At 55.4% G+C, this 24,852-nt stretch carries 19 protein-coding genes; 13 read left to right on the top strand and 6 right to left on the bottom strand.

The genetic code is table 11. The features are described 5' to 3' along the window. Window positions 1–99: 99 nt before the first annotated feature. From H8527_RS05685 to H8527_RS05665, 5 genes are all read left to right on the top strand, one after another. Window positions 100–1,167, top strand: coding sequence for a Gfo/Idh/MocA family protein (locus H8527_RS05685; protein ID WP_187546397.1), 1,068 nt, complete (start codon window positions 100–102; stop codon window positions 1,165–1,167). A 324-nt stretch (window positions 1,168–1,491) separates the two neighbouring features. Beyond that, the gene (locus H8527_RS05680; RefSeq protein WP_187546395.1) at window positions 1,492–1,944 is read left to right on the top strand and encodes a copper resistance protein NlpE N-terminal domain-containing protein; all 453 of its coding nucleotides are present in this window, start codon (window positions 1,492–1,494) and stop codon (window positions 1,942–1,944) included. 110 nt (window positions 1,945–2,054) lie between these two features. Next, window positions 2,055–3,002 (top strand): calcium/sodium antiporter, encoded by a 948-nt coding sequence (locus H8527_RS05675; protein ID WP_187546393.1) that lies wholly within the window; start codon window positions 2,055–2,057, stop codon window positions 3,000–3,002. A 135-nt stretch (window positions 3,003–3,137) separates the two neighbouring features. After that, window positions 3,138–3,686, top strand: a complete 549-nt coding sequence (locus H8527_RS05670) for a glutathione peroxidase (RefSeq protein WP_187546391.1) — start codon at window positions 3,138–3,140, stop codon at window positions 3,684–3,686. Window positions 3,687–3,785: 99 nt separating this feature from the next. Beyond that, window positions 3,786–4,226, top strand: a complete 441-nt coding sequence (locus tag H8527_RS05665) for a MarR family winged helix-turn-helix transcriptional regulator (RefSeq protein ID WP_187546390.1) — start codon at window positions 3,786–3,788, stop codon at window positions 4,224–4,226. 156 nt (window positions 4,227–4,382) lie between these two features. Here the strand turns inward: H8527_RS05665 and H8527_RS05660 are convergent, their stop codons facing one another. From H8527_RS05660 to H8527_RS05650, 3 genes are read right to left on the bottom strand one after another with little or no spacing between them, the layout of a single operon-like run. Next, window positions 4,383–5,912: an arylsulfatase gene (locus H8527_RS05660; RefSeq protein WP_187546388.1), complete on the bottom strand. Its 1,530-nt coding sequence runs from the start codon at window positions 5,910–5,912 to the stop codon at window positions 4,383–4,385. 35 nt (window positions 5,913–5,947) lie between these two features. Further along, on the bottom strand, window positions 5,948–6,424 hold the full coding sequence (locus H8527_RS05655; protein ID WP_187546386.1) for a type I restriction enzyme HsdR N-terminal domain-containing protein: 477 nt from the start codon (window positions 6,422–6,424) through the stop codon (window positions 5,948–5,950). A 4-nt stretch (window positions 6,425–6,428) separates the two neighbouring features. Further along, a complete protein-coding gene (locus tag H8527_RS05650) occupies window positions 6,429–7,382 on the bottom strand; it encodes a helix-turn-helix transcriptional regulator (RefSeq protein WP_187546384.1) in 954 nt (317 codons plus the stop codon). A 627-nt stretch (window positions 7,383–8,009) separates the two neighbouring features. On the opposite strand from H8527_RS05650, the gene H8527_RS05645 reads away from it, so the two are divergent. From H8527_RS05645 to H8527_RS05610, 8 genes are all read left to right on the top strand, one after another. Then, window positions 8,010–9,275, top strand: coding sequence for a hypothetical protein (locus H8527_RS05645; RefSeq protein ID WP_255498531.1), 1,266 nt, complete (start codon window positions 8,010–8,012; stop codon window positions 9,273–9,275). A gap of 68 nt (window positions 9,276–9,343) precedes the next feature. Further along, entirely contained in the window at window positions 9,344–10,459 is a 1,116-nt protein-coding gene (locus H8527_RS05640; protein WP_187546380.1) for an imelysin family protein, read from the top strand. A gap of 138 nt (window positions 10,460–10,597) precedes the next feature. Next, window positions 10,598–12,052, top strand: coding sequence for a di-heme oxidoredictase family protein (locus H8527_RS05635; RefSeq protein WP_187546378.1), 1,455 nt, complete (start codon window positions 10,598–10,600; stop codon window positions 12,050–12,052). 220 nt (window positions 12,053–12,272) lie between these two features. Continuing rightward, complete coding sequence (locus H8527_RS05630) at window positions 12,273–13,499, top strand: porin (protein ID WP_187546377.1); 1,227 nt, start codon at window positions 12,273–12,275, stop codon at window positions 13,497–13,499. A gap of 21 nt (window positions 13,500–13,520) precedes the next feature. Next, entirely contained in the window at window positions 13,521–14,249 is a 729-nt protein-coding gene (locus tag H8527_RS05625; protein WP_187546375.1) for a hypothetical protein, read from the top strand. Window positions 14,250–14,386: 137 nt separating this feature from the next. Next, on the top strand, window positions 14,387–15,529 hold the full coding sequence (locus H8527_RS05620; RefSeq protein WP_187546373.1) for a Rid family hydrolase: 1,143 nt from the start codon (window positions 14,387–14,389) through the stop codon (window positions 15,527–15,529). Then, window positions 15,507–17,534, top strand: coding sequence for a cytochrome c biogenesis protein (ccsA, locus tag H8527_RS09970; protein WP_187546371.1), 2,028 nt, complete (start codon window positions 15,507–15,509; stop codon window positions 17,532–17,534). The genes H8527_RS05620 and ccsA overlap by 23 nt, the downstream gene beginning before the upstream one ends. A 730-nt stretch (window positions 17,535–18,264) precedes the next feature. Further along, window positions 18,265–19,500, top strand: coding sequence for an IS4 family transposase (locus tag H8527_RS05610; protein ID WP_187546365.1), 1,236 nt, complete (start codon window positions 18,265–18,267; stop codon window positions 19,498–19,500). A gap of 175 nt (window positions 19,501–19,675) precedes the next feature. Here the strand turns inward: H8527_RS05610 and H8527_RS05605 are convergent, their stop codons facing one another. The 3 genes from H8527_RS05605 to H8527_RS05595 form a co-directional block, all read right to left on the bottom strand. Beyond that, on the bottom strand, window positions 19,676–20,881 hold the full coding sequence (locus H8527_RS05605) for a saccharopine dehydrogenase family protein (protein ID WP_187546363.1): 1,206 nt from the start codon (window positions 20,879–20,881) through the stop codon (window positions 19,676–19,678). Between the two features lie 111 nt (window positions 20,882–20,992). Continuing rightward, a complete protein-coding gene (locus H8527_RS05600) occupies window positions 20,993–22,036 on the bottom strand; it encodes a hypothetical protein (protein ID WP_187546361.1) in 1,044 nt (347 codons plus the stop codon). Between the two features lie 364 nt (window positions 22,037–22,400). Next, window positions 22,401–24,632: a ComEC/Rec2 family competence protein gene (locus tag H8527_RS05595; protein WP_187546359.1), complete on the bottom strand. Its 2,232-nt coding sequence runs from the start codon at window positions 24,630–24,632 to the stop codon at window positions 22,401–22,403. Between the last annotated feature and the right edge of the window lie 220 nt (window positions 24,633–24,852).

Genomic DNA, 24,852 nt, shown 5'->3' with positions numbered 1-24,852 from the left:
TTCTCTTTGCTCCTGCTGTTGCTGTTTCCTGCTTTCGCTGCAGGGTGTCACATTACTTATAAGGCACATTTTCAGAAAATGACGTAAGGAAGCATGAACATGAGCTATTTAGAACAACTTATTGCCCACTACAAGAGCAGACGTAGCCGTAGAGAGCTACACCGCATCTATACTCGCCGGTATGCGTTGGTAGGGTTGGGCGGTCATTGTGTCAGTAATCTTTTGCCCGTGATACAGCATCTTCAGTTACCGCTGAAGTACATCTGTTGTACTTCAAGAGAAAAGGCAGAACTGATTTCCCGAAAGTACAAAGACGTTATCGGGACGACGTCACTACAAGCCCTCTTGCAAGACGAGGAGATTGCGGGAATCTTTGTGGCGGCTCACCCTGATGCGCATTTTCAAATCGCAAGTGCTGTGCTCAAAGCCCGCAAAGCGCTCTTTATAGAGAAGCCTCCTTGTCGGAGCAAAAAGGAATTGGAAATCCTGATTGAGCTTGCTCGACAAGCAAAAACAACAATCGTGGTCGTCGGACTACAAAGGCGCTTTGCCCCGGCCACAGAAATTCTGCAGAAACGTTTGAGAAAAGAGAAGGTGCACCATTATCATTATCGCTATCTGACGGGTTTGTATCCAGAAGGAGACGCTTTGCTCGACTTGTTCATCCACCCCTTGGATTATGTTGTCTTCCTTTTCGGAAAGGCAAAGCTGAAAGCGATGGAGAGGGTAGAGCAAGGAGGAGGACAAACATTATTTCTCATCTTGGAGCATCACAAGGTAATGGGTGTTTTGGAAGTGTCGACCGACTATTCTTGGCAGGAGGCGCAAGAGTTGTTGAGCGTCAATACGGAGCAGGGCATTTATAGGTTGAACAATCTGGAGCGTTTGGACTTCATGCCCAAACGCTCTGCGGTGTTGGGCATTCCGCTGGAAAAGGTGCTGCAAAGCCGGACAAGCGTTGTCAACCTATATGGACGTAATGCTTTTCTTCCTACTACGGCCGACAATCAGCTTGTTTCGCAAGGCTTTTTCTCCGAGATTAGAACTTTTGCCGACAAGGTCGAGCATCAAAGTAAAAAGAGAAAAAGTTGTGCTTCCGACTTGGAATGTATCCAAGACACCTATTGGCTCATCTCAGAGATACGAGAATATCTGGATAAGAAATAGGTCAGTAGGTGTTCAGCATTTGATACATATTTGTTTCCATTTCTCGTCAGCTTGTCTTTGCGAAGAAGGAGTGTAGCGGGCTACACGAGGGCTGAACAAAGGCGAGATGGCGGAAAGGGAAACAAAAATGGTATCAAAGTAGAGAGCTTCCCACGACTAAGATAGTATCAATTAATTTTGAACACCTACTTATCAATCGTTTCTTATACAGGAGGCGAAGATGGGCTTAACGTAATTTATACGACTGCACCCTTGCTGTTCTCAACTTATTGTCTACCTTTGCACTCGTTAAATCGCTAATTACATAACGTAAATTTTACAGAAATGAAAAAAGTTCTCTTTATTCTCGCAGTCGGCGCTTTTGCCCTCTCTTCTTGCAATCAAAAGAAGACTGAAGGTGCTGAACAAGTAGATTCTACACAAGTAGTAGCCGACAGCATGGCAAACGACTCTTTGACTACTTATGAAGGTACTATCCCCGCTGCTGACGGCCCCGGCACGAAGTATGTGGTTGCTCTCACAAAGGATACTCCTGCTCATTTCCACGTGACGGAAACTCTCCTTGCAGCAGAAAATGGCAAGGACCAAGTGAATGAGTACAACGGTGTTGCTGAAGAAGTGACTGTAGGTCAAAACAAGGGCTTGAAGTTGACGCTGGGCGAAGGCAATGCGCTTTACCTCAAGCAAATCGATGAGACAACTTACCGTATGGTAAATGATCAACTTGAGGAGGCTGTAAGTAAAGACCTCAACTACGACCTCAAACTCAAGAAGTAATCTGTCGTACGAGCCGTTTCCTCACTTGTTGAGGAAGACAATACTTATGTGCCAGCGCAAACACTCGCTTTGCGCCGGCACATTTAATTTTCCTCTCATATCTTGTCCCTATGCTGATTTCTCTTGGTCAAATTCTTTTTGGAGCAATCTTTGTGCTTCTCGGTGCCGATCGCCTCACGGAAGGAGCCGTGGCGGTGGCCGAACGTTTGCGTATTCCTCAAATTGTCATCGGGCTTACGGTGGTGGCTATGGGCACATCAATGCCGGAATTTACGGTAAGTCTTGCGGCTGCACTGAAAGGCACGCCCGATCTTGCCGTTGGCAATGTGGTGGGAAGCAATGTTTTCAATGCTTTTGCCATAGTGGGCGTCGCAGCGATGATAGCTCCCATGACGATCCTTCGGCTCACCGTGAAGCGGGATCTCCCTTTTGCGCTCGTGGCTTCGCTGCTGCTGGTGGTGTTTGGCCTTGATGGCTACATCGGGCGAGTGGATGCCACTGTGCTTTTGTTGCTGTTTGTTGCTTATATGATTATCACTGTGCGGCAGGCGCGTACGGAAGGCTCCGGTGAGGAAAGCACGGGGGCTGAGACGGCACGCCCGAAGCAGCGCCTGTGGCTGTCGGTGTTTTGGCTGGTGGTTGGGCTGGGGGCGCTGGTGTTCGGCAGCAGCCAGTTTGTCGATGGGGCTTCAGCCATGGCGAAATCCTTTGGCGTGAGCGAAGCCGTCATAGGCCTGACGATTGTGGCGATAGGCACCTCGCTCCCGGAACTCGCGACGAGCGTCGTGGCCGCTCGCAAGGGCAACAGTGGGATTGCGATGGGCAATGTCATTGGGTCGAATGTTTTCAACATTCTCTTTATTATCGGCACGACGGGAGTCATTTCTCCGATGCGCATCAGTGGGATAACGTCGGTGGACTATATGATGCTCGTGCTCTCGATGTTGGCGCTTTGGCTCTTTTCTTACACTCGCCTGCGCATTGAGCGCTGGGAGGGTGGAGCGTTGCTTGCGGTCTTCCTGGGCTATCTAGGCTGGTTGCTCTATCAGGTCGTCTGATCGCGGAGGTACGGACGTGGGCTATAAAGTTTCTTAAACCTCGCAAGGGTCGCTTGCGATGTGGAGAGAAAGTTCGTATCTTTGCGTGCAAAAATAAAGATACATCCTTTTTTCTCACTAAAATCAACAGACAAAATGGCAACGATTTATGACTTCGCCCTGCTCGACAAGCAAGGAAACACGGTGAGCCTCGCGGACTACCAAGGCAAAGTGCTCCTTGTGGTGAACACGGCGACCGAATGCGGCTTTACGCCCCAATATGAAGACCTGCAGAACCTCTATACCCGCTTCCATGGGCAAGGCTTTGAAATCATCGATATTCCTTGCAACCAGTTTGGAGGCCAAGCCCCCGGCACTGACGAGGAAATCCATGAATTTTGCGCGCTCCGCTTCGGCGTGAAGTACGACCAGTTCAAAAAGGCCGAGGTGAACGGGAAGAACGAATTGCCCCTCTATACCTGGCTGAAGCGCGAAAAGGGCTTCGAAGGCTTTGATTCTGCTCACAAACTCACGCCCATCCTCGTGCAGATGTTTGACAAAGCGGACTCCACGTGGCGCACAAGCAACGACATCAAATGGAACTTCACGAAGTTCCTCATCAACCGTGCGGGAGAAGTGGTGGCACGTTTTGAACCCACCCACGACACCGAGGATGTGGCTGCGCGCGTGCAAGCGTTGCTCTAACTTTGGCGTCCTGATTCGGCTTCTACTTTTCACCTATCGACCAAACCGGCAGTGGGCACGTCCCACTGCTGGTTTGCTAATTCCTCTCCTCTTCCTCTTATGTCCTACGAACAACTCAAACTCGACAATCAACTCTGCTTCAGGCTTTATGCAGCGAGCCGCCTTATCATCCAAGCTTATCATCCGTATCTTGAGCCGCTCGGACTCACTTATCCGAAATATCTCGCCCTGATGGTGCTGTGGGAGAAAGACGAACGCCCGGTCAATCATATCGCTCGGCAGATGGCGCTGGAAACGAATACCGTCACGCCGCTCATACAGCGCATGGAGCGCGAAGGCTTGGTGACGCGCCGCAAAGGGACAGAAGACACGCGCCAAACGATTGTTTCGCTCACGGAACGCGGGAAGGCGCTCCAAGAGGCGGCGTCCAACGTTCCGAATTGTATGCTCGACATGCTCTGCAAGAGCGGCCTCAATCCTGACTCGGTGATGGAGATTGTCCCGCAGTTGGACGAGATTATCTCCCACTTGCGAAAGTAAGGCGCGTTTGCGGTTTCACGCTTGCGACACCGAATTTTCTCGCTTTCTGCCACGGATATTTCTGCTTCAGATATTTCCTACTTCTGCTTCATGCAAAAGCCCACGTTGTCGCCAAGACAACGTGGGCTTTTGTGTGGTTTCCGCTTTGTGTTTTGCTCAATGCGGAGACGGTGTTTGGAGGATGCGGTTGAGCTGCTGCTGCATTTGTTGGGCGATGTCGGGGCGCTCTGTGGCGCAGTTGTGCTGTTCGTGAGGATCGTTTTGCAGATTGTAGAGCTGCGGCTGTGTCGAGAAGCCCGTTTCGATGCCCGTCCCCCAAGGCACGATGGGCGCTCCCTTTCCGGCGGGGATGAATTTCCAGTCGCTCGTGCGGAGGGCTACGCTGCGGTTGTAGGCCATCATGACAATTTCACTGCGCGATTGGGACGACCGCCCGAGCCAGACGGCATGGGCATCGCGGCTGTCGGGAGCAGCATCGGTGGGAAGCGGTTGCCCGATGACTGCGGCAAGGGAGCGGACGGCATCAATCTGGGAAATCAGGGCGTCGCTCCTTTGTCCCTGCGGCACCCCTCCGGCCGGCCAACTCACAATAAAGGGAATACGGCTGCCGGCTTCAAATGCGCTGTACTTTCCTCCTCGTAGATTTCCGCCGGGACGATGTGTGCCGGCAAGCACTTCGGCTTGGTCGTCATAGCCATCATCGAGCACCGGTCCGTTGTCGCTGCTCAAAATGATGAGGGTGTTGTCGGCGATGCCGAGCTGATGGAGCGCTGCAAGGATTTTCCCGACAGTATCGTCAAACTGTAGGATAGCATCACCGCGTAGTCCCATCGGGCTTTTTCCTGCAAAGCGGGGATGCGGCCAGCGCGGCACGTGCACATCGTTCGTGCAAAGGTAGAGAAAGAAGGGCTGTTGCGGCCGAGTGCTCACTTGTTCGCGCATCCAGTGGGTGGCGTAGGCCGCAATCGAGTCGGCAATGTTCTCGTCCTTCCACAGCGCTTTGCCCCCGCCACGCATGTAGCCAATGCGAGAAATGCCGTTGACAATGGCCATGTCGTGGCCGTGCGAAGGGCGGAGTTGCAGGAGTTCGGGATTTTCGCGGCCGGTCGGGGTATCGGGGAAGTTGTGGGCGTAGTTCACCTCGATGGGAGCCGTAGGGTCGAAGTTGCGGATGCGACCGTTTTCAATGAATACACACGGCACACGGTCGGCCGTAGCCGCCATAATGCAACTGTAATCGAAGCCCAAGTCGTGGGGCGTTTGGTCGAGCGTGCCGTTCCAGTCCTGTGCTCCGCTGCGGCTGCCCAGCCCGAGATGCCACTTCCCGATAGCGGCCGTGGTGTAGCCCGCTTGGCGGAACAAGTCGGCCAGGGTGAACTGTTCGGGGCGGATGATAAGGGCAGCGTCACCTTGCGCCACGCCCGTGCCGGATCGGCGGAAAGGATATTCGCCTGTGAGCAGGCCGTAGCGCGAGGGTGTGCTTGTGGAGGCCGCGGCATAGGCGTTGGTGAAGCGTGTTCCGCGTGCCGCGAGTTGGTCTACGTTGGGCGTTTTCACACGTTGGGCGCCGTAAGCGCTCAGGTCGCCATAGCCGAGGTCGTCGGCCAGGAGGACGATGACGTTGGGCTGTTGGGCACGTGCAACGAAATGGCTCATCAGAGCAAGCAGTAGGGATGTTGTTTTCATAGAGTAGGAAAGGTTATCGAGAATGGTGGGAAAGGTTATCGTGGGGCGAGCTGATGGTAGTGGGGAATGTCGGGAAGAAATTGCGTCCGCCCCTTGTTGTAGTCGAAGTGGCAACAGAAATGGCGAAGGCCGTTGCTCACGATGAGATAGTCGGCGTGCAGAATGCTATTGTAGCTTTCCACCTGTCGAAACACGGCCTCGGTGATGCCGATGTGGGGCGCTTTATACTCTATGATGACGCGTGGAGAGGCATCGGCGCGGGCAAAGAGCACACTGTCGCAGCGCCGCGTCACGCCACTCACATTCACCCCTACCTCGTTGGCCATCAGGCTTGGAGGAAAACCGCGTTCCGCCACGAGAAAGTGTACAAAATGCTGGCGCACCCACTCTTCAGCCGTGAGGGTGACAAAGCGCCGCCGCAGAGGATCAAACACAACCTGCCGCCCCGCTTGCCCGATTTTCACGTGCAGCGGAGCGGCAGGTAGATTGAGCGTTGGAAAAGCTTTCTCCATGGCGCTATTGCAATTCGATTTCTTCGACCTTGACAATCTGGTTGACGATGGCATAGATGGTCAAGCCGCTCACCGAGTGGATGCCGAGCTTACGGGAGATGTTCTTGCGGTGTGTCAGCACGGTGTTGACCGAGATGAAGAGTTGGGCCGCCACCTCCTTGTTGGTCATGCCGCGCACAATGCAGGCAATGATTTCCTTTTCGCGTTCGGAGAGGTTTTCGGGGGCAGGCTCTTCCTTCTCCACAGGAGTGTCTTTAGCCGTAGCAGCCACTTGATCTTCGAGACGTGCCACAGCGGGGAAGAAGAGGGTCTCCTCCATGTCGCAGTGGGCGCGTAGGTCGGCCTCGCAGTTGTAGAGGCTGAAAAGGACATTGCAGAGGAGGTCGGACGAGGTGCCTTCGGCCGGGGTATAGTATTTGATGATGATGTTCTTCAACTCTTGAAGCTTGGTGTCCATCCCATCATGGCTTTTGCAGTAGTGCCGGATGCGAAAATCGGGGTCGAGCTTCCCGGCCAAGAGATGGTCGACGTGGGTGAAGACACGCTGGTTTTCATACTCCATGTGCTTGCGCACCTCGCTCATGTATTCGTCGTAGAATTTGAGAATGAGAAATGCCACTTCGTTTTGTCGCGAGCAGTCGATGGCTTCAAGGAGTTTGCGACGGATGTGCTGAAGTTGGAAGTCGAGGAAAAACTCGTGTGCCGACTTGAGGTGGTGCATCATCGTGACCATATCGATTTTGTCGATGTAGAGTGGGGCGATGGAACCACCTTGTTTCATGACATTGGCCACAGCGATGAAAGTCGTGGTGTCGACACCCGCTGCGGTGCACACTTCGCGCACGGTTTTGTCGCCCACACCGAGCTGAATTCCGAAGCGGCAAATCATCTGCAAGAGCGAGGGTTGGGAGGCAATGACATCGCTGATTTTGTCTTGTTCGCTATAGCTGGTAATCATAGTTCTTATTGTTGCTTGGGGGCGCAGCCCATGGCAGAGGGTGTCATAGCACCCTTGTACGCCCTATTTTTCGGGACAAAGTTACAACATATTTTTTAGTTATCATCGCTATCTATAAGCATAATTCTGTTTGTTCCTTCCTTTTTGCTTCGTAGACTGTGTTTTTTATGCAATCTTTCCTTGAATATGGCAAATTTACGGGCGAAAAACTTCATTTTCAGCGGCTGCAGCGGCACGACTGTTCTTCTCTATCAGTGAAAGGAAACAGGGCTTTATGCTAAATTTATGCCCGAAAGTGGGTGTTGCCCATCTCATTTCTTCTTGTCGGCTTGCCGAAATTACCCTATTTTGGTGATTGCATGCTTGTTAAATAGTCCTTACTTTTGCAGTCCAAATCATTATGTAAACAAATCTGCAAAAATCTTTTTCGTAATCTTTCTCGCAACAATGTCTCGTTCTCCTCTTTCCTTTCTGCTTTTTGCCGGACTGCTGATGTCGGCCACGGCCACGGCACAATGTCCCATCAAAGACTCCATCATGTCGCAAATCGATACGCCCGTGCTGGATGGCACAACAGGGGCCACCGAACACCACCATCCCGATGGCGTGACCAGTGCTACTACGCCCATGCAAGGCCGCTCGAACGATAAAAAAAAGAAACCCCATAAACATCAAGACCCCGACCACTTCCACCAGTTTCGCCTCGGTGGCTATGGCGAAGCGGTGGCGGCCTTCAAGGACTACGGCATCAACCGCTTCTATGGCGGTGCCGACGGCAATCCGCGCACCCATCGCAACACCATCTCCATTCCCCGCTTCGGGCTCGCACTCGACTACAAGTTTTCCAAAAACTGGATTTTGAGTGCTGAAATCGAGTTTGAGTCCGGTGGCACAGGACAGGCTGTAGAGTTGGAAAATACAGAGAATGGAGAGTACGAAACTGAAATTGAAAAGGGAGGGGAAGTGGCCATCGAGCAGTTCCACATCACGCGGCTCATCACGCCCACCTTCAACCTCCGCGCCGGCCACATGATTGTGCCCGTGGGCTTGACCAACGCCCACCACGAACCGATGAACTTCTTCGGCACCGTCCGCCCCGAAGGCGAGCGCATGCTGTTGCCCTGCACGTGGCACGAGACGGGACTTGCCGCTTTCGGTCGTGTGGGTAGCCGTGCCGCCACGTTCGACTATCAGGTGATGGTCGTGGCCGGCCTGAACGCCAATGGATTCGACCGCAACACGTGGGTGGCTTCGGGCAAACAAGGTCTTTTTGAAGAAGACAACTTCACCAGCCCCGGCTATGCCGCCCGCCTCGACTGGGTGGGTGTGAAAGGGCTGCGCGTCGGCGCCAGCTATTACTATTGTCACGACACGTCGGCCAACTCCGACAAACCTTCGTACTATGGCAACATGGGCCGTGCACCGCTCAGCATCCTCTCCGGCGATGCTCAATACACCGATCGCTACGTCACTGCCCGCGGTTGCGTGGTCTGGGGCAACCTCGCCAAGTCGGACGTCATCAGCAGCCGCCACGGCCGCCACTCCAACGCTTCGCCCTATTCGCGCGTCACGCCGGTGGCCAAGAACGCCATGAGCTGCGGCGGTGAAGTAGGCGTCAATCTGCGCAACATCATCAGCTGCCCCACGATGCCCGAGCTTCTGCCTTTCGTGCGCTATGAATACTACAATCCGCAGGAGAAAGTCCTCGCTCCCCACGTGGCCGACCAGCGCTTGAAAACCTCCATGTGGACGATGGGCTTGAACTATCGCGTCGGCAACGGCGTCATCCTCAAAGCCGACTACACCACGCGCTCCATCGGTAGCGGACGCTTCAATTCCGAAAACGAGTTTGCCCTCGGCATCGCTTTCACCGGCTGGTTCTTGAAGAAATAAACTCTACTCAAACAAAACATATCTACAATGATTTCCTCTGTGCTGCCCTCTTGCTTTCGGGCGCAACGATGTTCACCGCTTGCAGCGATGACAAGGTCGACGAAAAGGAGATGGCCATCCATCTCGACTACAATCAAGAAAACGCCTCTTCTTGGGTGAACTATGCCGCCTATGCCGCACAGCTCCTCGTGAATGACGCCAAAACGCTCAACGACTCTTGGAGCAAGGGCTATAAGGAGAGCGAAGCCTTTGGCGTAACCTTCAAGAAGGCCAACTCAAAGTACCCCACTTTGAAAAACGCTGTGGTGCAAATCATTGACGGTTGTGTGGAAATCTCCAACGAAGTGGGTGAAACCAAAATCGGTGACCCCTTGACCAAGTGGTTGAGCGGCCGACGCACCGAAGCCCTCTATGCCGTTGAGTCTTGGTACTCCTGGCACTCTCGCGACGACTACACCAACAACATCTACTCCATCCGCAACGCCTTCTATGGCAACCGCACGGGCGTCTACAACAAAGACACCCAGACCGCTCCTTCGCTCCTCGGCTTCATCTACAGCAAGGACGCTGCCCTCGCCGCTCAGGTAGACAAGGCCATTGCCGCAGCTGCCAAGGCCATCCAAGACATTCCTCAACCTTTCCGCAACAACATCGGCAGCAAGGAAGCCAAGGCCGCTCAAGACGCCTGCGCTGCCCTCAACGAACTCCTCGACAAGAAGGTGAAGCCCCTCGTCTCCGAGAGCAACACTGCCGCCGACGAAGCCGAATTTACTCGTATCGTTTCGGTCTACGTAGACAACGTGGTGCTCCCCACCTATGCTGACTTGGAACGTGCTACCCTTGACTTGAAAGCCAAGATTGATGCTCTCAAAGCTCAACCTTCCAATGCTGCCTTCAAAGCCGCTGCCGAAAGTTGGATTGCTGCTCGCACACCCTGGGAGACCAGCGAAGCTTTCCTCTTTGGTCCGGTGGCCGACCTCGGTCTCGACCCCAACATGGACTCTTGGCCGCTCGACCAAGTGGGTATTGTCAATGTGCTCAAGTCCGGCAAGTATGACGCGCTGAACTGGTCAGGTGATTTCGATGAAGACAACAAGGCCATCGGTGCAGCCCAAGGGCTCCGCGGTTTCCACACGCTCGAATACCTCCTCTTCAAGGACGGCATGCCCCGCACCATCAAGTAAATCGCGCGGAGCACGAAACGGCTCTATCTCTCTTTCTCGCGGCTGCTCAAAGACCTCTTTGGAGCAGCTGCGAGTTTCTGCTTTTCTTTGACGGCTTTTCTTGGATAGGAAAAGTCCCTCCTTCTTTTACAGACGACAATGAACAATTTAAGTAAACTCACCTTTCTTTTGCTGCCCCTGCTTCCGCTGACGGCCTGCGAGGACAAAGGCGACGAACTCGAAGTCGTGGAGCAACCCGTACCCGAAGGTTTCGCCCTCTCGGCGGGCAACTCCACGGTGTTCCTCACCTCTACCTATGCCTACGATGCCAACAGCGACTGGGTGCGGGGCGAACTGGCCGCACGCTTCCGCGATGGCGACGGCCTCTATGACGACGCGCTGACCTCAAGCAGCGGTCTCGGCCCGGTCTATGCCGGCTACGCCTGCGGAAGCTGCCACCGCAACGCCGGCCGCACCACGCCATCGGTGTGGACGAAGCGTGCCGATGGCGCCTATGGATCGGGCGACTACGGTTTCTCCTCAATGCTCATCTACATCACCCGTCGTAATGGTGCTTTCTTCCAAAACTATGGCCGTGTCCTCCACGACCAGAGCATCTACGGCGTGCGACCCGAGGGCAAACTCAAAGTGGACTGGCGCTATGAAAAGGGACAATTTCCCGACGGCGAAACTTACGAACTCGCTGCTCCCACCTACACCATCACCGACTGGTACATGCCGGGGCTCGATGGCCGCAACATCCGCCCCGAAGAACTCTTCTGCACCGTGCGCATCCCTCTCCGCCACGTGGGCTTAGGCCAGATGATGGCCCTCGACCCGAAGGAAATCGAAGCCCTGGCGCGCAAGAGCAACTATCCTGAATATGGCATCTCGGGCCGTGCCAACTACATCTTCGAGCGCGGCCGGATGCAGCTCGGCCTCTCGGGCAACAAAGCACAACACGCCGACCTGACCGTAGAACTCGGTTTCTCCTCCGACATGGGCGCCACCAACAGCCGCTTCCCCGAGGAAATCTCCGAAGGTCAGCGGCAAATCCAAGAGGGCGGATCCATGGGCTTACGCTACCACAAGCTCGATGTCTCCACGCGCGACATGGAGGACGTCGACCTCTATCTCCACACCCTCGGTGTGCCGGCGCGTCGCAACGTGAACGATCCCGAGGTGAAGCACGGCGAACGGATGTTCTATCAAGCCAAGTGCCACCTCTGCCATGTCACCACCCTCCGCACGCGTCCCCGTGGTGCCACCCTCCTCAACGGCACGGAATTGCCCTGGCTCGGCAACCAAACCGTCCACCCCTATTCCGACTATCTCCTCCACGACATGGGCAGCGAAATCATGGGTGTCGGCCTGAACGACAACTATGTGAGCGGACTGGCCCGCGGCAACGAATGGCGCACCACGCCCCTCTGGGGCATCGGGCTGCAACAAACAGTGAACGGCCACACCTACTTCCTCCACGACGGCCGCGCCCGCAATGTCAAAGAGGCCATCCTCTGGCACGGCGGGGAAGGTGAAGCCTCGAAGCGCCTCTTCATGAAGATGAAAAAGGCCGACCGCGAAGCCCTCATCAAGTTTGTCAACTCGCTCTAAGCATCGCCCAAAACGCCAAGTCCTTGGAATTTTCTTTCCATGTCCTTGCCGCAAAAAACTCCGCGCCGTGGCGTTGCAACGCCGCCCCTTTGGCGATGAAACGCCACGCTTTTGGCGACGCGTCGCCACCCTTTGGCGATTTTGTGGCGACAGAGTTGCTTAAAATTCGGAGGGTTACGAAAATTCCTCTCCCTCACCTCATCCTTACAACTCCATAACAATGAAAAAATATCTCCTCGCCGCCTCCCTTTTGGCGGCTTTCCTCCCCACCTTTGCTCAAGAAGAGCGCATCGACAACGGTGTGGTCAGCATCGACGACGACCGCGCCATGACCATCCGCAGCAACAACGGCAACTTTGAGTTCAAGCCCTACCTCATGGTGCAGTCCAACGCCTCGTTCAACTGGTACGACGACGAAGGGCTCGACAAGGCCTACAACCAAGACAACGTGGCCAACTCCGGATTTGCCATGCCCTATGCCGTGCTCGGATTTACGGGAAAAGCCTACGACCGCGTGGCCTACAACCTCTCCATCAACGCTGCCGGCAGCGGTGCGGGTTTGCTCCAGCAGGCGTGGTTTGACGTGCGCCTCGACAAGCGCCTTTCGCTCCGCGCCGGTAAGTTCAAGACGCCCTTTACCCACGCCTTCAATACCACCTTGGGCGAAACCCTCATGCCCCTGCTCCCCACTTCGCTCACGGCCGCTGTGATCATGCCTCACTCTCTCAACGCCGTCACGCCCTCCATGATGACCGGCTGGGACATGGGCGTGCAGGCTCACGGCCTTTTGGGCAAGGACGGCAAGGACGTTGCCAAGTGGGGCTACGAAGTGGGCATCTACAACGGTACGGCCGGCAACACCAATGCCGCTACCAAAACCCTCTCCGACGATTGGCACATCCCCTCGCTCCTCTACGCTGCCCGCCTCACCTACATGCCGTGGGGCGTGATGCCCACCACGCAGGGCAACGCCAAGCGCCTGAACGAAAAGAAGATGCTCATCGGTGCGAGCGCCAACCTCAATGTGGAGAGTGAAAACGAGAGCACCAACGACACCCGCTTCGGCGTGGAATACGCCCTCCTCTACCACCGCTGGTATGTGGGCGCTGAGGCCTACATGATGCATGTCGGGTTCACCAAGCGCATGAAGATACGCGACACCTTCAACTATTTCGGTGCCTACGCCCAAATCGGCTATTTTGCCACACCGCAACTCCAGCTCGCAGCGCGCTACGACTTCTACGACCGCAACGGCAGCGGCCTCGATGGCTATCTCAACTCGCCGGCCGTGGGCATCAACTACTTCTTCCGCGGCACGGGACTGAAACTCTCTGCCATGTACCAATACACCGGCCGCTGGGGACACCAGACGCAGCTCGACCGCGACAACGACGACCTCGGCATCGCCACCCACTCGGCCCGTGTGCAGCTCCAATACTCATTCTAACGCCCTCCAACTGCCGTCCAAATGAAGAAAATCAGTATCTTTGCAGCGCTGTTGAGCCTCCTCGTCTTTGCGGCGTGCGACTCGGGCAACATCTATCCCAAGGAAATCTCGTTTGAACACGACGGACTGGTGGCCAAGCTCACCGGTGAGATTTCGGGCTTTGACCAATGGCCGGAGGAGTATGACCTCGTGCTGGCCGCTTTCGGCAAAGACAGCCCGTACTCCATCGTGCAGAAACACGTTTCGCCCGGCAGCCCGTTGGTGCTGGACAACATTTCGCCCCAAGCCTCCACCATCGAACTGGCCATCGTCGACCGCTTGCGCGAACGCATCGTTACGCTCGACAAAGTGGAGGTGACCGACGCCATGCGCAAAAACGAACGCGACACCCTCCGATTGGAGGTGAACAAGGTCGATGCCGGCATGTTCAGCACCCTCAAGCGAGTGGTGTTTGTGGAGAAGGGCGAATGCTCACGCTGCCATGGCCATCCCGACAAGGCTGCCGGTGGGATGAGCCTCCTGCCCGAACACGCCTACGCCGCCTTGGTAAACCATACCGCCACGGTCGACCCCACCCAGACGCGCGTCGTCCCCGGTGATGCCGACCACAGTTTTCTGGTGCGCGTACTCACCCCCGGCAACAGCGGACTTACCCACTATGCCGACCATCCCAACATCCTCAACAACGAGCAGGACTTGAAATACTTCAAACTGCTCAAAGACTGGATCAACCACGGGGCGAAAGAGTAAGCAACGCTCCACGCACAACGTAAGGCAATGAGGTTCTGCCCCGGGGCAAAGCCTCATTGACCGCATTCGGAGCACCCCTCCCGAAGGCGGACGCTTTGCCCCTCCTCTTCTTTCATCGACCAATCCTAAACACATTCATGACATTCCACCAATATCATTGGGACGAACTCGGCGTCACGGCCGAAATCTCTGCGTTCATCCCTGACAACGGCGTGGCCGAATTTCACCTCATGCTCCACGTCGCGCCCCATCGCGAACAGTTTGAAGGTCAGCTCCGTCGCCTCTATCTCGCCACCGAACAGCTCTCCAATTTCCCCCTCTTGCGCGACACAGAGGTGGTGATGAAGCGCTATTTCCTGAGCGACGCCACCAACCAGCATCCCCTCATGCGCGAGGAGCGCGACTGTGCTGTGTCGTTCATCCAGCAGCCGCCTCTCGATGGGTCGAAAGTGGCGCTGTGGGTCTATCTCCAGCGCGGCACCACGCTGCGCCAAGAGGCCGGCGTCACCCTCGTTGAGCACAACGGCTATCGCCACCTTTGGCAGATGGGGCTGAGCGACAGCCGCGGCGACTCGGCCGAGCAGACCACTACCGTCCTCACCGACTATGAGCGCACCTTGGCCCACTTCAACGCCACCCTTGCCGACCACTGCGTGCGGACGTGGTTTTTCGTGCGCGATGTCGACACGCAATATGCCGGTATGGTGCGGGCGCGGCTCGACAACTTTGAGCAGCAAGGACTCACGAAGGAGACGCACTACATCTCCTCCACCGGCATCGGCGGACTTCCGGCCGACCCGCACGCCCTCATCCAGCTCGGCACCTACGCCCTGACCGGTTTTCAGCCCGAGCAGCAGCGCTATCTCTACGCCCTCACCCACCTCAACCCCACGATAGAATATGGCGTCACCTTTGAGCGCGGCACTCTCCTCGAATTTGGCGACCGTGCCCACGCCTACATCAGCGGCACCGCCTCTATCGACAACAAAGGGGCGGTGGTGCACGTGGGCGATATCGTGCGGCAGACGCAGCGCATGTGGGAGAATGTCGAAGCTCTTCTGGCCGAAGGGGCGATGAACATCACCGACCACGTGATGCAAATCATCGTCTATCTGCGCGACACGGCCGACTACAAAACCGTGCGCGACCTCTTTGCCGAACGCTATCCCAATATCCCCATCGTCATCACCCTTGCCCCCGTTTGCCGCCCCGAGTGGCTCATCGAAATGGAGTGCATCGCCATTGCTCCCCGCACGAATGAAAACTACCGCGCTTTCTAAACTTCCCTTCCTCCTCATCATCGTGGTGGTGGCCGTCTTGGTCATCGCCACTTTTGTCGAGCACCGCTTCGGTTCGGCCGTCGCCTACACCCACATCTACCACAGCCTCGCCTTCCGCCTCCTTTGGGCAGCGCTTGCTGTCGCCGGCACGTGGCTCATCGTGCGCAAACGCTTGTGGCGGCGCCCGGCGGCGTTGTTGCTTCACGCGGCTTTTCTCGTCATTCTCGCCGGGGCGCTCACCACTTCCCTCACCTCGACGAGCGGGATGCTTCATTTGCGCAAGGGCGAAACCACGCGCACCTTCTTCGACGACCGGCGGGAGGTGCACACGCTCCCTTTTGAAGTGATGCTCACCGACTTCCGCGTCCAATACTATCCCGGCACCAACGCCCCACGCGACTACGAGAGTCGGCTTCGTGTCGGTGGTGCGCAGTCGATGGTGGTGGCGATGAACCACATCGGGCAGTGGGAGGGCCACCGCTTCTACCAATCGTCTTACGATGACGACCTCGAAGGCTCTGTCCTCACCGTGAGCTACGATCCCTACGGTATTCTGCTCACCTACCTGGGCTATGGGCTGCTTCTCCTCGCCATGTTCTGGCTGCTGGTCGACAAGCACGGCCGCTTCCGCACCCTCTTGCGTCATCCTGCATTGCGTCGCTCCGCCTTTGTCGTCCTGGGAGTCGTAGGCGCAACGCTGGTGCAGCCCCTCCACGCGGCACAACTGCCCACCATCCCCCGCACTCAGGCCGACAGCCTGATGCGGCGGCAGGTGGTCTACAACAACCGCATCTGTCCCGTCAATACGCTCGCCATCGACTTCTGCAAAAAACTCTACGGCCGCCCCACCTTCCGCCACCTCTCGGCCGAACAAGTACTCTTCTCCTGGCTCTTCTATCCCGAGGCGTGGCAGGACGTGCCGATGCTCAAAATCAAAAGCAGCGCCTTGCGGCAACGGCTGGGCATCGAGGGCGACTATGCCCGCCTCTCGCAGCTATATGACGGCACGACCTATCGTTTGCAGGCCATCGCACAGGGCGAAACCGACCCCAACTCCCCCCTCTCGCGGGCGGTGCAGGAACTCGACGAAAAGGTGGGACTCATCCTCATGCTCCACAAAGGCACGCTCATCGTGCCGGTCGATGTGCGTGCCCGAGACGCCCGTCTTTCGCCCTTGCAGGTGGACATCGAACTCCTCTACAACCGCCTCGATGTGGTGAAGTGGGGCTTCATGCTCTGCCTCACTTTCGGTTTCGTGGGCTTTGCCACGCTGGTGGGCGGTGTGCGTCGCCGCTGGTGGGCGCTTGTGCAGCGCCTCGTGCTGCTGTCCGCGCTCATCGTGCTGCTGTCCGTCTTTGCCTTCCGTTGGTATCTCGGTGGCTTTGTGCCGTTGAGCAATGGTTTTGAGACGATGCTGTTCATGGCCATCTGCACCCTTGTCCTCGCTCTGCCCTTGGGACGGCGCTTTCCCTTCGCCCTGTCGTTCGGTTTCCTCCTGGCGGGCTTTTCGTTGCTCGTTGCGCATTTGGGCAACCTCAATCCGCAGATTACGCCCCTCATGCCGGTGCTCACTTCGCCTCTGCTCAGTGTGCACGTCACCATCGTCATGCTCTCCTACGCCCTCTTTGCACTCATGGCGATGAACAGCCTTTATGCCCTCTGGCTGCTCCATCGTGCCCACCCGTTGCAGCGCGACCGCCTTGCCCAACTCACCGTGCTCAACCAGCTCTTGCTCACGCCCGCTGTCTTCCTGTTGGCGGCCGGCATCTTCATCGGCGCCGTCTGGGCCAACCAGTCGTGGGGGCGCTATTGGGGCTGGGACCCAAAGGAGGTGTGGGCGCTCATCACGATGCTCATCTATGCCCTCGCGCTCCACAGCGCTTCGCTCCCGTTCTTCCGCCGTGAGCGCAACTTCCATCTCTTTTTGGCGCTGGCTTTCCTTAGTGTGCTCATCACCTATTTTGGCGTCAATTTCTTCCTCGGCGGTATGCACTCCTACGCTTGATGCCTCCTCGCTGCCCCTGCTGTGCGAGCGTTGTCTCTTTTGTGGGAGGCTTGCTCCGATATTCGCCCTCATCGGGGAGTTCGTAGCATCTCAAATTGCAGATCGACAGAAGGTTCTGAAAATGTCGCAGTATTTCGCTGTAACAAAGCGCGAGAAGGAGACCTTTGGGCGATATCTTTCCCACCGTGAAAGTGCATCGCGAAAAGGGAAGAAAACCCTCAAAAAGAGAAGCCACTGAAAAACAACCACTTATAGGACACTGTACCTATACTCCTGGAAAAGAGTCCAACAGAAAGAACAAAAAACAGCCCGATACTAAGGAAATATAGTACCGAGCCAGTGAAAATTACCAAGGAAGTAATTGAATTTAGAAGGGAGGTAGAAAAAAATACGTGTGATGTAGAGAATTTTAGTCGTTAGGTAGCGGCTGCGGAAAGTGATTTACGACCGACGGAACGGCTCAAAAGATTTTTCAGTTCTCTTTGAAATGTCATTGTATTTCGCATAGAGGGAAAATGCTGTTCCCTATTTTCCCCTTTCAAGCCCAATCGAGGATGGGAAGGGGCAAAGGGGGAAGACTTCTTCCCCTTGCACTTATTTTATGCTCACAGATTTTGTAAATATTGCTGTCCGGTAAAAGTTTTTCTCTCCACATAAAATAAGGCTGAAGTCCGTAGTTGGACTTCAGCCTTTTGGTTTATCTTTGTTTTTACCACAAAACATGATAACCATGAACAAAGGTACTCATTTCTTCGGACAGCCGATGTACGGTCAGCTTATAAGTTTGCTCGACAAAGCGCAAATTCTTCGTATCAGTCAAGAAAACGGTGGAGAACGCTACGTCAAACACTTCGATGCTTGGCAACACTTGGTCGTTATGCTCTATGCAGTGGTTAAACGCTTTGACTCCCTGCGCGAAATTGTGGCATCTATGCTACCCGAAGCCCGTAAATTGGGACATTTGGGCATTAACGCCATGCCGCGTCGCTCCACACTCTCGGACGCCAACCTGCGCCGCAACGAATGTATCTTCGAAGCCATTTACCGAGAGCTGTATGCCACTTATAAGCACGTGCTTTCCGCGGACAGCCGACGGCGCGGGTGTCCAAAGTGGATCGAACGCTTGCAAATCATCGATTCGACGACCATTTCGCTCTTCTCCAATCTCATTTTCAAAGGTGTCGGACGGCATCCGAAGACAGGGAAAAAGAAGGGTGGGATCAAAGTCCACGCCAATATTCATGCCAACGAGTTTGTGCCCTCCGATATCCGCTTCACCTCGGCGGCAAAGGGTGATTCCTTTATGCTCCGCCCCTCCAACTACCACTGCGGCGATATCTTGGCCTTTGACAGAGCTTATATCGACTACACCAAGTTTGAAGAAATGACGGAAGCCGGCGTGAAGTATGTCACCAAGATGAAGAAGAATCTCCGGTACGAAACCCTTGAAGATGTGATGTATATGACCTCGGAAGAGGTGATGGTATACCGCGTGCAGCAAGTGGTGTTCACCAAACGGAGCAAAGGAGGAGAGGAACTAAAACACCGGGCAAGAATCATCACCTACGCTGACCGTAAGAAGCACAAAACCAAACTGATCTCGCTGCTTACCAATGACATGGAAATGTCGATTCAGGACATCATCGAGATCTATCGCCAAAGGTGGGAGATAGAACTACTTTTCAAGCAACTCAAACAGAATTTTCCCCTCAGATATTTCTATGGAGAGAGCGCCAATGCCATCAAAATTCAGATTTGGGTCACATTGATTGCCAATTTACTGCTCATGGTGCTGCAAAAGCGGATCAAACGCAATTGGAGTTTCTCTAATTTGGCCACGATGGTGCGCATCATGCTCATGTACTACATTGACTGCTATAGTTTCTTCGAGCATCCGGAAAAAGATTGGTTGAAGATTTTGGATACCCACGATAAGCCACCCACCGAACCTTCACTCTTTGACTAAGGGGGATTACTTTTCGAAAAAGGAATCCGCAATGCCTATTGATGGGCGTTGCGGATAGGGAAATCGTGTCGTTTTGAAGTTTAGCGGACAGCAATAATTTTGTAAAGAACTCTTACGAAAAAACTCCCCGACCTTGGGCCGTGGAGTTTTTTCGTAGGAGAGAAACGATAGGGACTTAAAGTTCGAGGTCGCCGTCGTGGATTTCGTGCCAGGGGAGACCCTGCTTGTTGAGTTCGTCCATGAAGGGATCGGGATCGAACTCCTCGACGTTGTGGACGCCGGGCTTGCTCCACACGCCTTGCATAAAGAGACGGGCACCGATGCAGGCGGGGACGCCGGTGGTGTAGCTCACGCCCTGCATGCCCGTTTCGTCGTAGGCGGCTTGGTGGGAGCAGTTGTTGTAGACGTAGTAGGTGTGTTCTTCACCGTTCTTCACACCGCGGATGCGGCAACCGATGGAGGTTTCACCCTCGTAGTTTTCGCCCAAATCCTGCGGGTTGGGCAGCACGGCTTTAAGGAATTGGAGGGGTTGAATCATGTGACCTTCGTAGTTGATGGGCACGATGCTGTCCATACCAATGTTTTGGATGACGCGCAGGTGGGTGAGGTATTCCTGCCCGAAGGTCATCCAGAAGCGGGCGCGCTTGATGGTGGGAAAGTTGAGGACGAGGCTTTCGATTTCCTCATGGTGGAGGAGATAGCTCTCGCGCGGGCCGATGTTGGGATAGGTGAGGGGTTGGTGGATTTCGAGGGGCTCAGTTTCCACCCATTGGCCGTTTTCCCAGTAGAGTCCTTTCTGCGTGATTTCGCGGATGTTGATTTCGGGGTTGAAGTTGGTGGCAAACGCCTTGCCGTGGTCGCCGGCGTTGCAGTCGACGATGTCGAGGTAGTGGATTTCGTCGAAATGGTGCTTGGCGGCGTAGGCGGTGTAGATACTTGTCACGCCGGGGTCGAAACCGCAGCCGAGAATGGCGCAAAGTCCTGCTTTTTCGAAACGCTCGCGGAAAGCCCATTGCCAGGAGTACTCAAAGTGTGCTTCATCCTTCGGTTCGTAGTTGGCAGTGTCGAGGTAGTTGCAGCCGGCCTGCAAGCACGCCTCCATGATGGTGAGGTCCTGGTAGGGAAGGGCGAGGTTCATCACGAGATCGGGGCGGAACTCGTTGAAGAGAGCCACGAGCTGAGGCACTTCGTCGGCATCGACCTGCGCGGTCTTGATGTCGTTGCGCAGGCCCATGTCGGCAATGCGCTTCGCAATGGCATCGCACTTCGACTTGGTGCGACTGGCAATCATAATTTCATCGAATACGTCGGAGTTCTTGGCCACCTTGACAGCGGCCACGGTGGCCACGCCACCGGCTCCGATAATCAGAACTTTTCCCATGTTGATTTTTGTTAGAATTATTTCGAAGGCAAATTTACGCTTTTTCTCTGAGATAGCGCGACTCAGTCCCCGTTTTTTCAGTGCGGTGTCCTTAGTATAGAGAAGAAATCATTATCGATAGTTCTTCTCAAAATCTAAGAGGTCTTCTTCGGAAATGTGTGTTGAGCTGAAAATGAAATAGTGGTCAAGACGGGTGCTGTTGCGCATGTGCTGTGCGATGCGCAAGCCTTCAAGTTGATAGGCATAGTTCTCCGCCATAGATTCTTTGGAGTAGGGAGCACCATCCTGATCTACGCGATAATACCAACTTTGAAACTCATTGTCTACTTCCGGAGTGTCGCAGAAAACCCCGATGAATCCTACCAATCTGTCTTGTTCGTTCCATAAGACCGCACCGGCTTCATCCGGCCAAAGATAACAAATCTCATCACGTCGAGGGGTGCGCTGATAGTTGGGGAAAACACAGCCCGGAAGGTCAAAACTAAAATGCTCCAAATCATCGGGAGCGTCAGGATTCCAAGAGAGAAAGAGTAAATCGACATCGTTGGGGAGTAGGTAACGCGAAAGTCGTGCTGCCTCCCAACCTTCCCACCAAACAAATTCTTTTTCGTAAGCAAATCGTTGGGGATTTGGGTTCTGGAGTGGATAACATTTTTCAAAATCTTTTACCCATACGTCCCCCAGATAGGGAGTTGTGGAAGGATAGGTCTTGGGGGCTTCTTCATAGACGGCCACTTCCTCTTGACTGCCACGAGGTTTGCCTTGCATATCCCAAAAGAGATGTTCTCCTTGGGGCATAATACGCAGTACCTCTCGAATCTGCACGAAATCGAAAGAGCGCTTCAGTTCTTTCTCTGTTATTGTGCGCCCATCTAAAAACATCTCCACGATAGGGGACTTAAAGAGATTGTAGAGTTTAAGAGGCTCACAGAAAGGAAGGTTTCGCTCGTGTTGCGCCATTGATGGAGACAAGATTGAAAAATGCGCCATCAGGGTATAGTAGACCGCTTTAATAAAGTAGAGTTTGGGACAGAATGCCAAAAGTTGAGGGTGTTCATCATCAATATAAGCATTGAAGAGAACATATTCTTCTGATGGGGCTGTGTTGATAGAGTCCGGTCGAAACAGACGCTCTATATAGAGCTTTTGTCGCATACCATACCATAGGTCGGGGTAAGGACTTGAGTCAGTCCAAATTTCTGAACAAACATCGGAAAAGTCAGGTAAAGTGAGCGTTTCCAAAAAAGAGATGAGCTGGTCGATACCCTCTAATTTGTCTATCCAAAAAGCAAAGCGCTCGGTATGATTGAGCACGAAGTCTATTTGTATACCTGTCGATTCGCAGAAGTGTATTTCAGTACATAATTTATCGTATTGAGGGCGTGGATTTTGGTATAGCATTTCGTAGATTTGACTACGAACACGATAGCGTTCTGCCCAAAAACTATTGAGGTGAGGAAAAAGGATACTCATCAGGAAGGGGGGAATTAGGTGAAGATGAACAACGCTTGATGGAAATTTAGGGTGAAGTGTGTACCGGTGAGATTTTCTCTAAAAACGCACCTTGGCGGTCGACATCGAAGACGGGGAGGCGGAGGGCGACCGCTTCTTCGAGATAGCGCAGACGATAGTGGTCGGAGAGATCGGCGGCCAGGAGTAGGAGGCGCGGCCGATAGAAACGGAGCAGTCGCGGAATATGGTTGCGAGCGCCGCGGGTGAGGACGAGATAGTCGACCGTAAGGGGCTCGCGCGGTGGAAAGAGCGGGAGCAACTCCCGGACGACGGCCCAGCGCCGATGGGCGAAGAGGACAACGCGCGGCGAGAAGTCGATGAGGGTCGGGGAGGCGTTCGGCCGACTGCCGGCGGGGGCGCAACGTTGCTGCAAAGCGGTGCATCCCTCGGCAGTGGAGAGGGCGGAGAGGGGGAGGAAGGCGACGTTCAGATTGTGGGCATCCCAGTCGCGGCGGGCGGTTTGGGCGAGGGCGCGGCGGGCACGGAGCGTGTCGGTGGCGAGGAGGTAGGAGTGCCGAGCGTCGGCGATGAAGTGGAGGGCCGTCACGCCGGTGGTGTGATAGAGTCGCACTTCCGGAGCGACCCGGGCACGTCGGTGGGAAATGTAGGCGAAGTGGACGCCGCCCACGAGCAGGAGACCGAGGCTCACGAACAGAAACCGCCGGCGAAGGGCTGCCGTCCGACTGCCGGCGAAGGCGACGCACGAAAGGAGGAACAGGTAGGAAAGGCCGACGGCAAAGAGGGTGGGATGGACCGTCAGCACACTGCCGGGTAGCGCTTGCAGCAGGCGAAGCCCACTTTCCATCGCCCCCAAAACACCGGAAAGAAACGGCGCCAAGAGGGAGCGGGCAAACGGCAGAAGGAGAAAAAGCAGACTGCCTGAAAGCAGTAGATAGGCTGCAGGGATGACCACGAGCGAGGAGAAAATCCCGTTGAGCGGCAGGAGATTGAAATAGTAGGCCACGAGCGGTGCCGTGCCCGCTTGTGCCGCGAGGGACACCGCAAGGAGTTCGTAGACGAAGCGGACGGCCGATTTTTTCCACCGGGTGAACCGCGGCAGCGGAGTGTAGGGGGGCAGGGTGGGTCGGAGGCTGAACCATTGCAGCGTGGGCAGCAGCGGACGCAGGATCAAAATGCCGGCCACGGCAGCGCAGGAGAGTTGGAAACCGACGTCGAACAGCCACGACGGACTGACCACGAGCATCACCAAGACGGCCAGCGTGAGACTGTGGAGCGGACGGGGAGGGCGCGAGAAAAACAGCAGCAGGCGGACGATGGAAAACATCAGAGCGGCCCGAACCAAGGAGGTGGGGAAACCGGTGAGAAAGGCGAAAGCCCAGATGAGCCCCAGCCCCAGCAGCCCGACCCCCACCTGACACGGAAGCGAACGGCGCCGCGACCACGCCCCGAGGGTGTACTCGAAGAGGGCATAGAGGATGGCGAGGTGCAACCCCGACAGCGCCAGGACGTGACTGGCCCCCGTCTCGCTGTAGAGCGCCCGCGTTTCGGCATCGACCAGTCCTCGATGCCCCAGCGTCATGGCCGAGAGCACTGCCATGTCGTGCGCCGGAAAATGGGCGTGATATTGCGCCACCCAGCGCTCGCGCAGCAGCAGGGCGCGCTCCTTCAGCGTGAGCGGTGTGGAGGCCGAAAGCACCCGCCACCGGCGGGCAAAACACAGGGCTGTGCCCGTCACGCCTTGCCGGCGAAGGAAGGTGGCGCGTTCGGTCTGCCCGGGATTGCGATGCGGTCGAAGCGGCCGGACGGCAAAATGACCGACTACGACATCGCCCAAACGGAGCGGCCGGCGGCGGTCGACCAAGATGGCTTCGAGGGTTTGCCCGCGGTTTGCCCCGTCCATCAGCAGCAGCCGTGCGCGCCATGCCTTCGCCGTGGGTTTCGGGATGTCGCACACTCTGGCGCGATAGTTTGCCGCAAGGGGCATCGCGGTGTTGTCGTGGGTCGGCCAAACGACCGCCTGCCCGCGGCGTTCGCCCCACAAAAGGAGTACTCCCAAAAGGAACGCCGCGACGACGAACAGCCCATTTTGCACATGCCGAAGTGTCCACCGGACCTTCCGCCCCGATGCCAAAACCCCAATCACGGCCGCAACGACCACGCCCCACAACCCGAGCGTGAGGTCGGGCTGTGGGGCGAGGCGATTGTAGGTGCATTCTCCCAGAGCGATGCCGGCAGCCATCGGGAGCAGCAAGCGGAGGAGCGGCGAGGCAGAAATCATGATGTGAGCAGGGGAGGTGGTTAGGCAGATGTGTCGGCGGTGGAAACACTATATATAAGGTGTCGTTCGGCCCGGTGAGAAAAATGTGATATTATATTTTGTGGAATGTGATATCACCCTTGGAAGAATATGACGTTATCTTTGTCCGATTGAGACGTCATATTTCTTCGATTGAGACGTCATCTTGGTGGAGGGCGGTCGGGAGGGCAAATTTCTGAGC

The sequence above is a fragment of the Alloprevotella sp. Lung230 genome, assembly GCF_014385435.1.
Classification (GTDB): Bacteria; Bacteroidota; Bacteroidia; order Bacteroidales; family Bacteroidaceae; genus Alloprevotella.
Note: the sequence above shows the minus strand (reverse complement) of the source record. Positions and strands in the feature narration are given on the sequence as shown.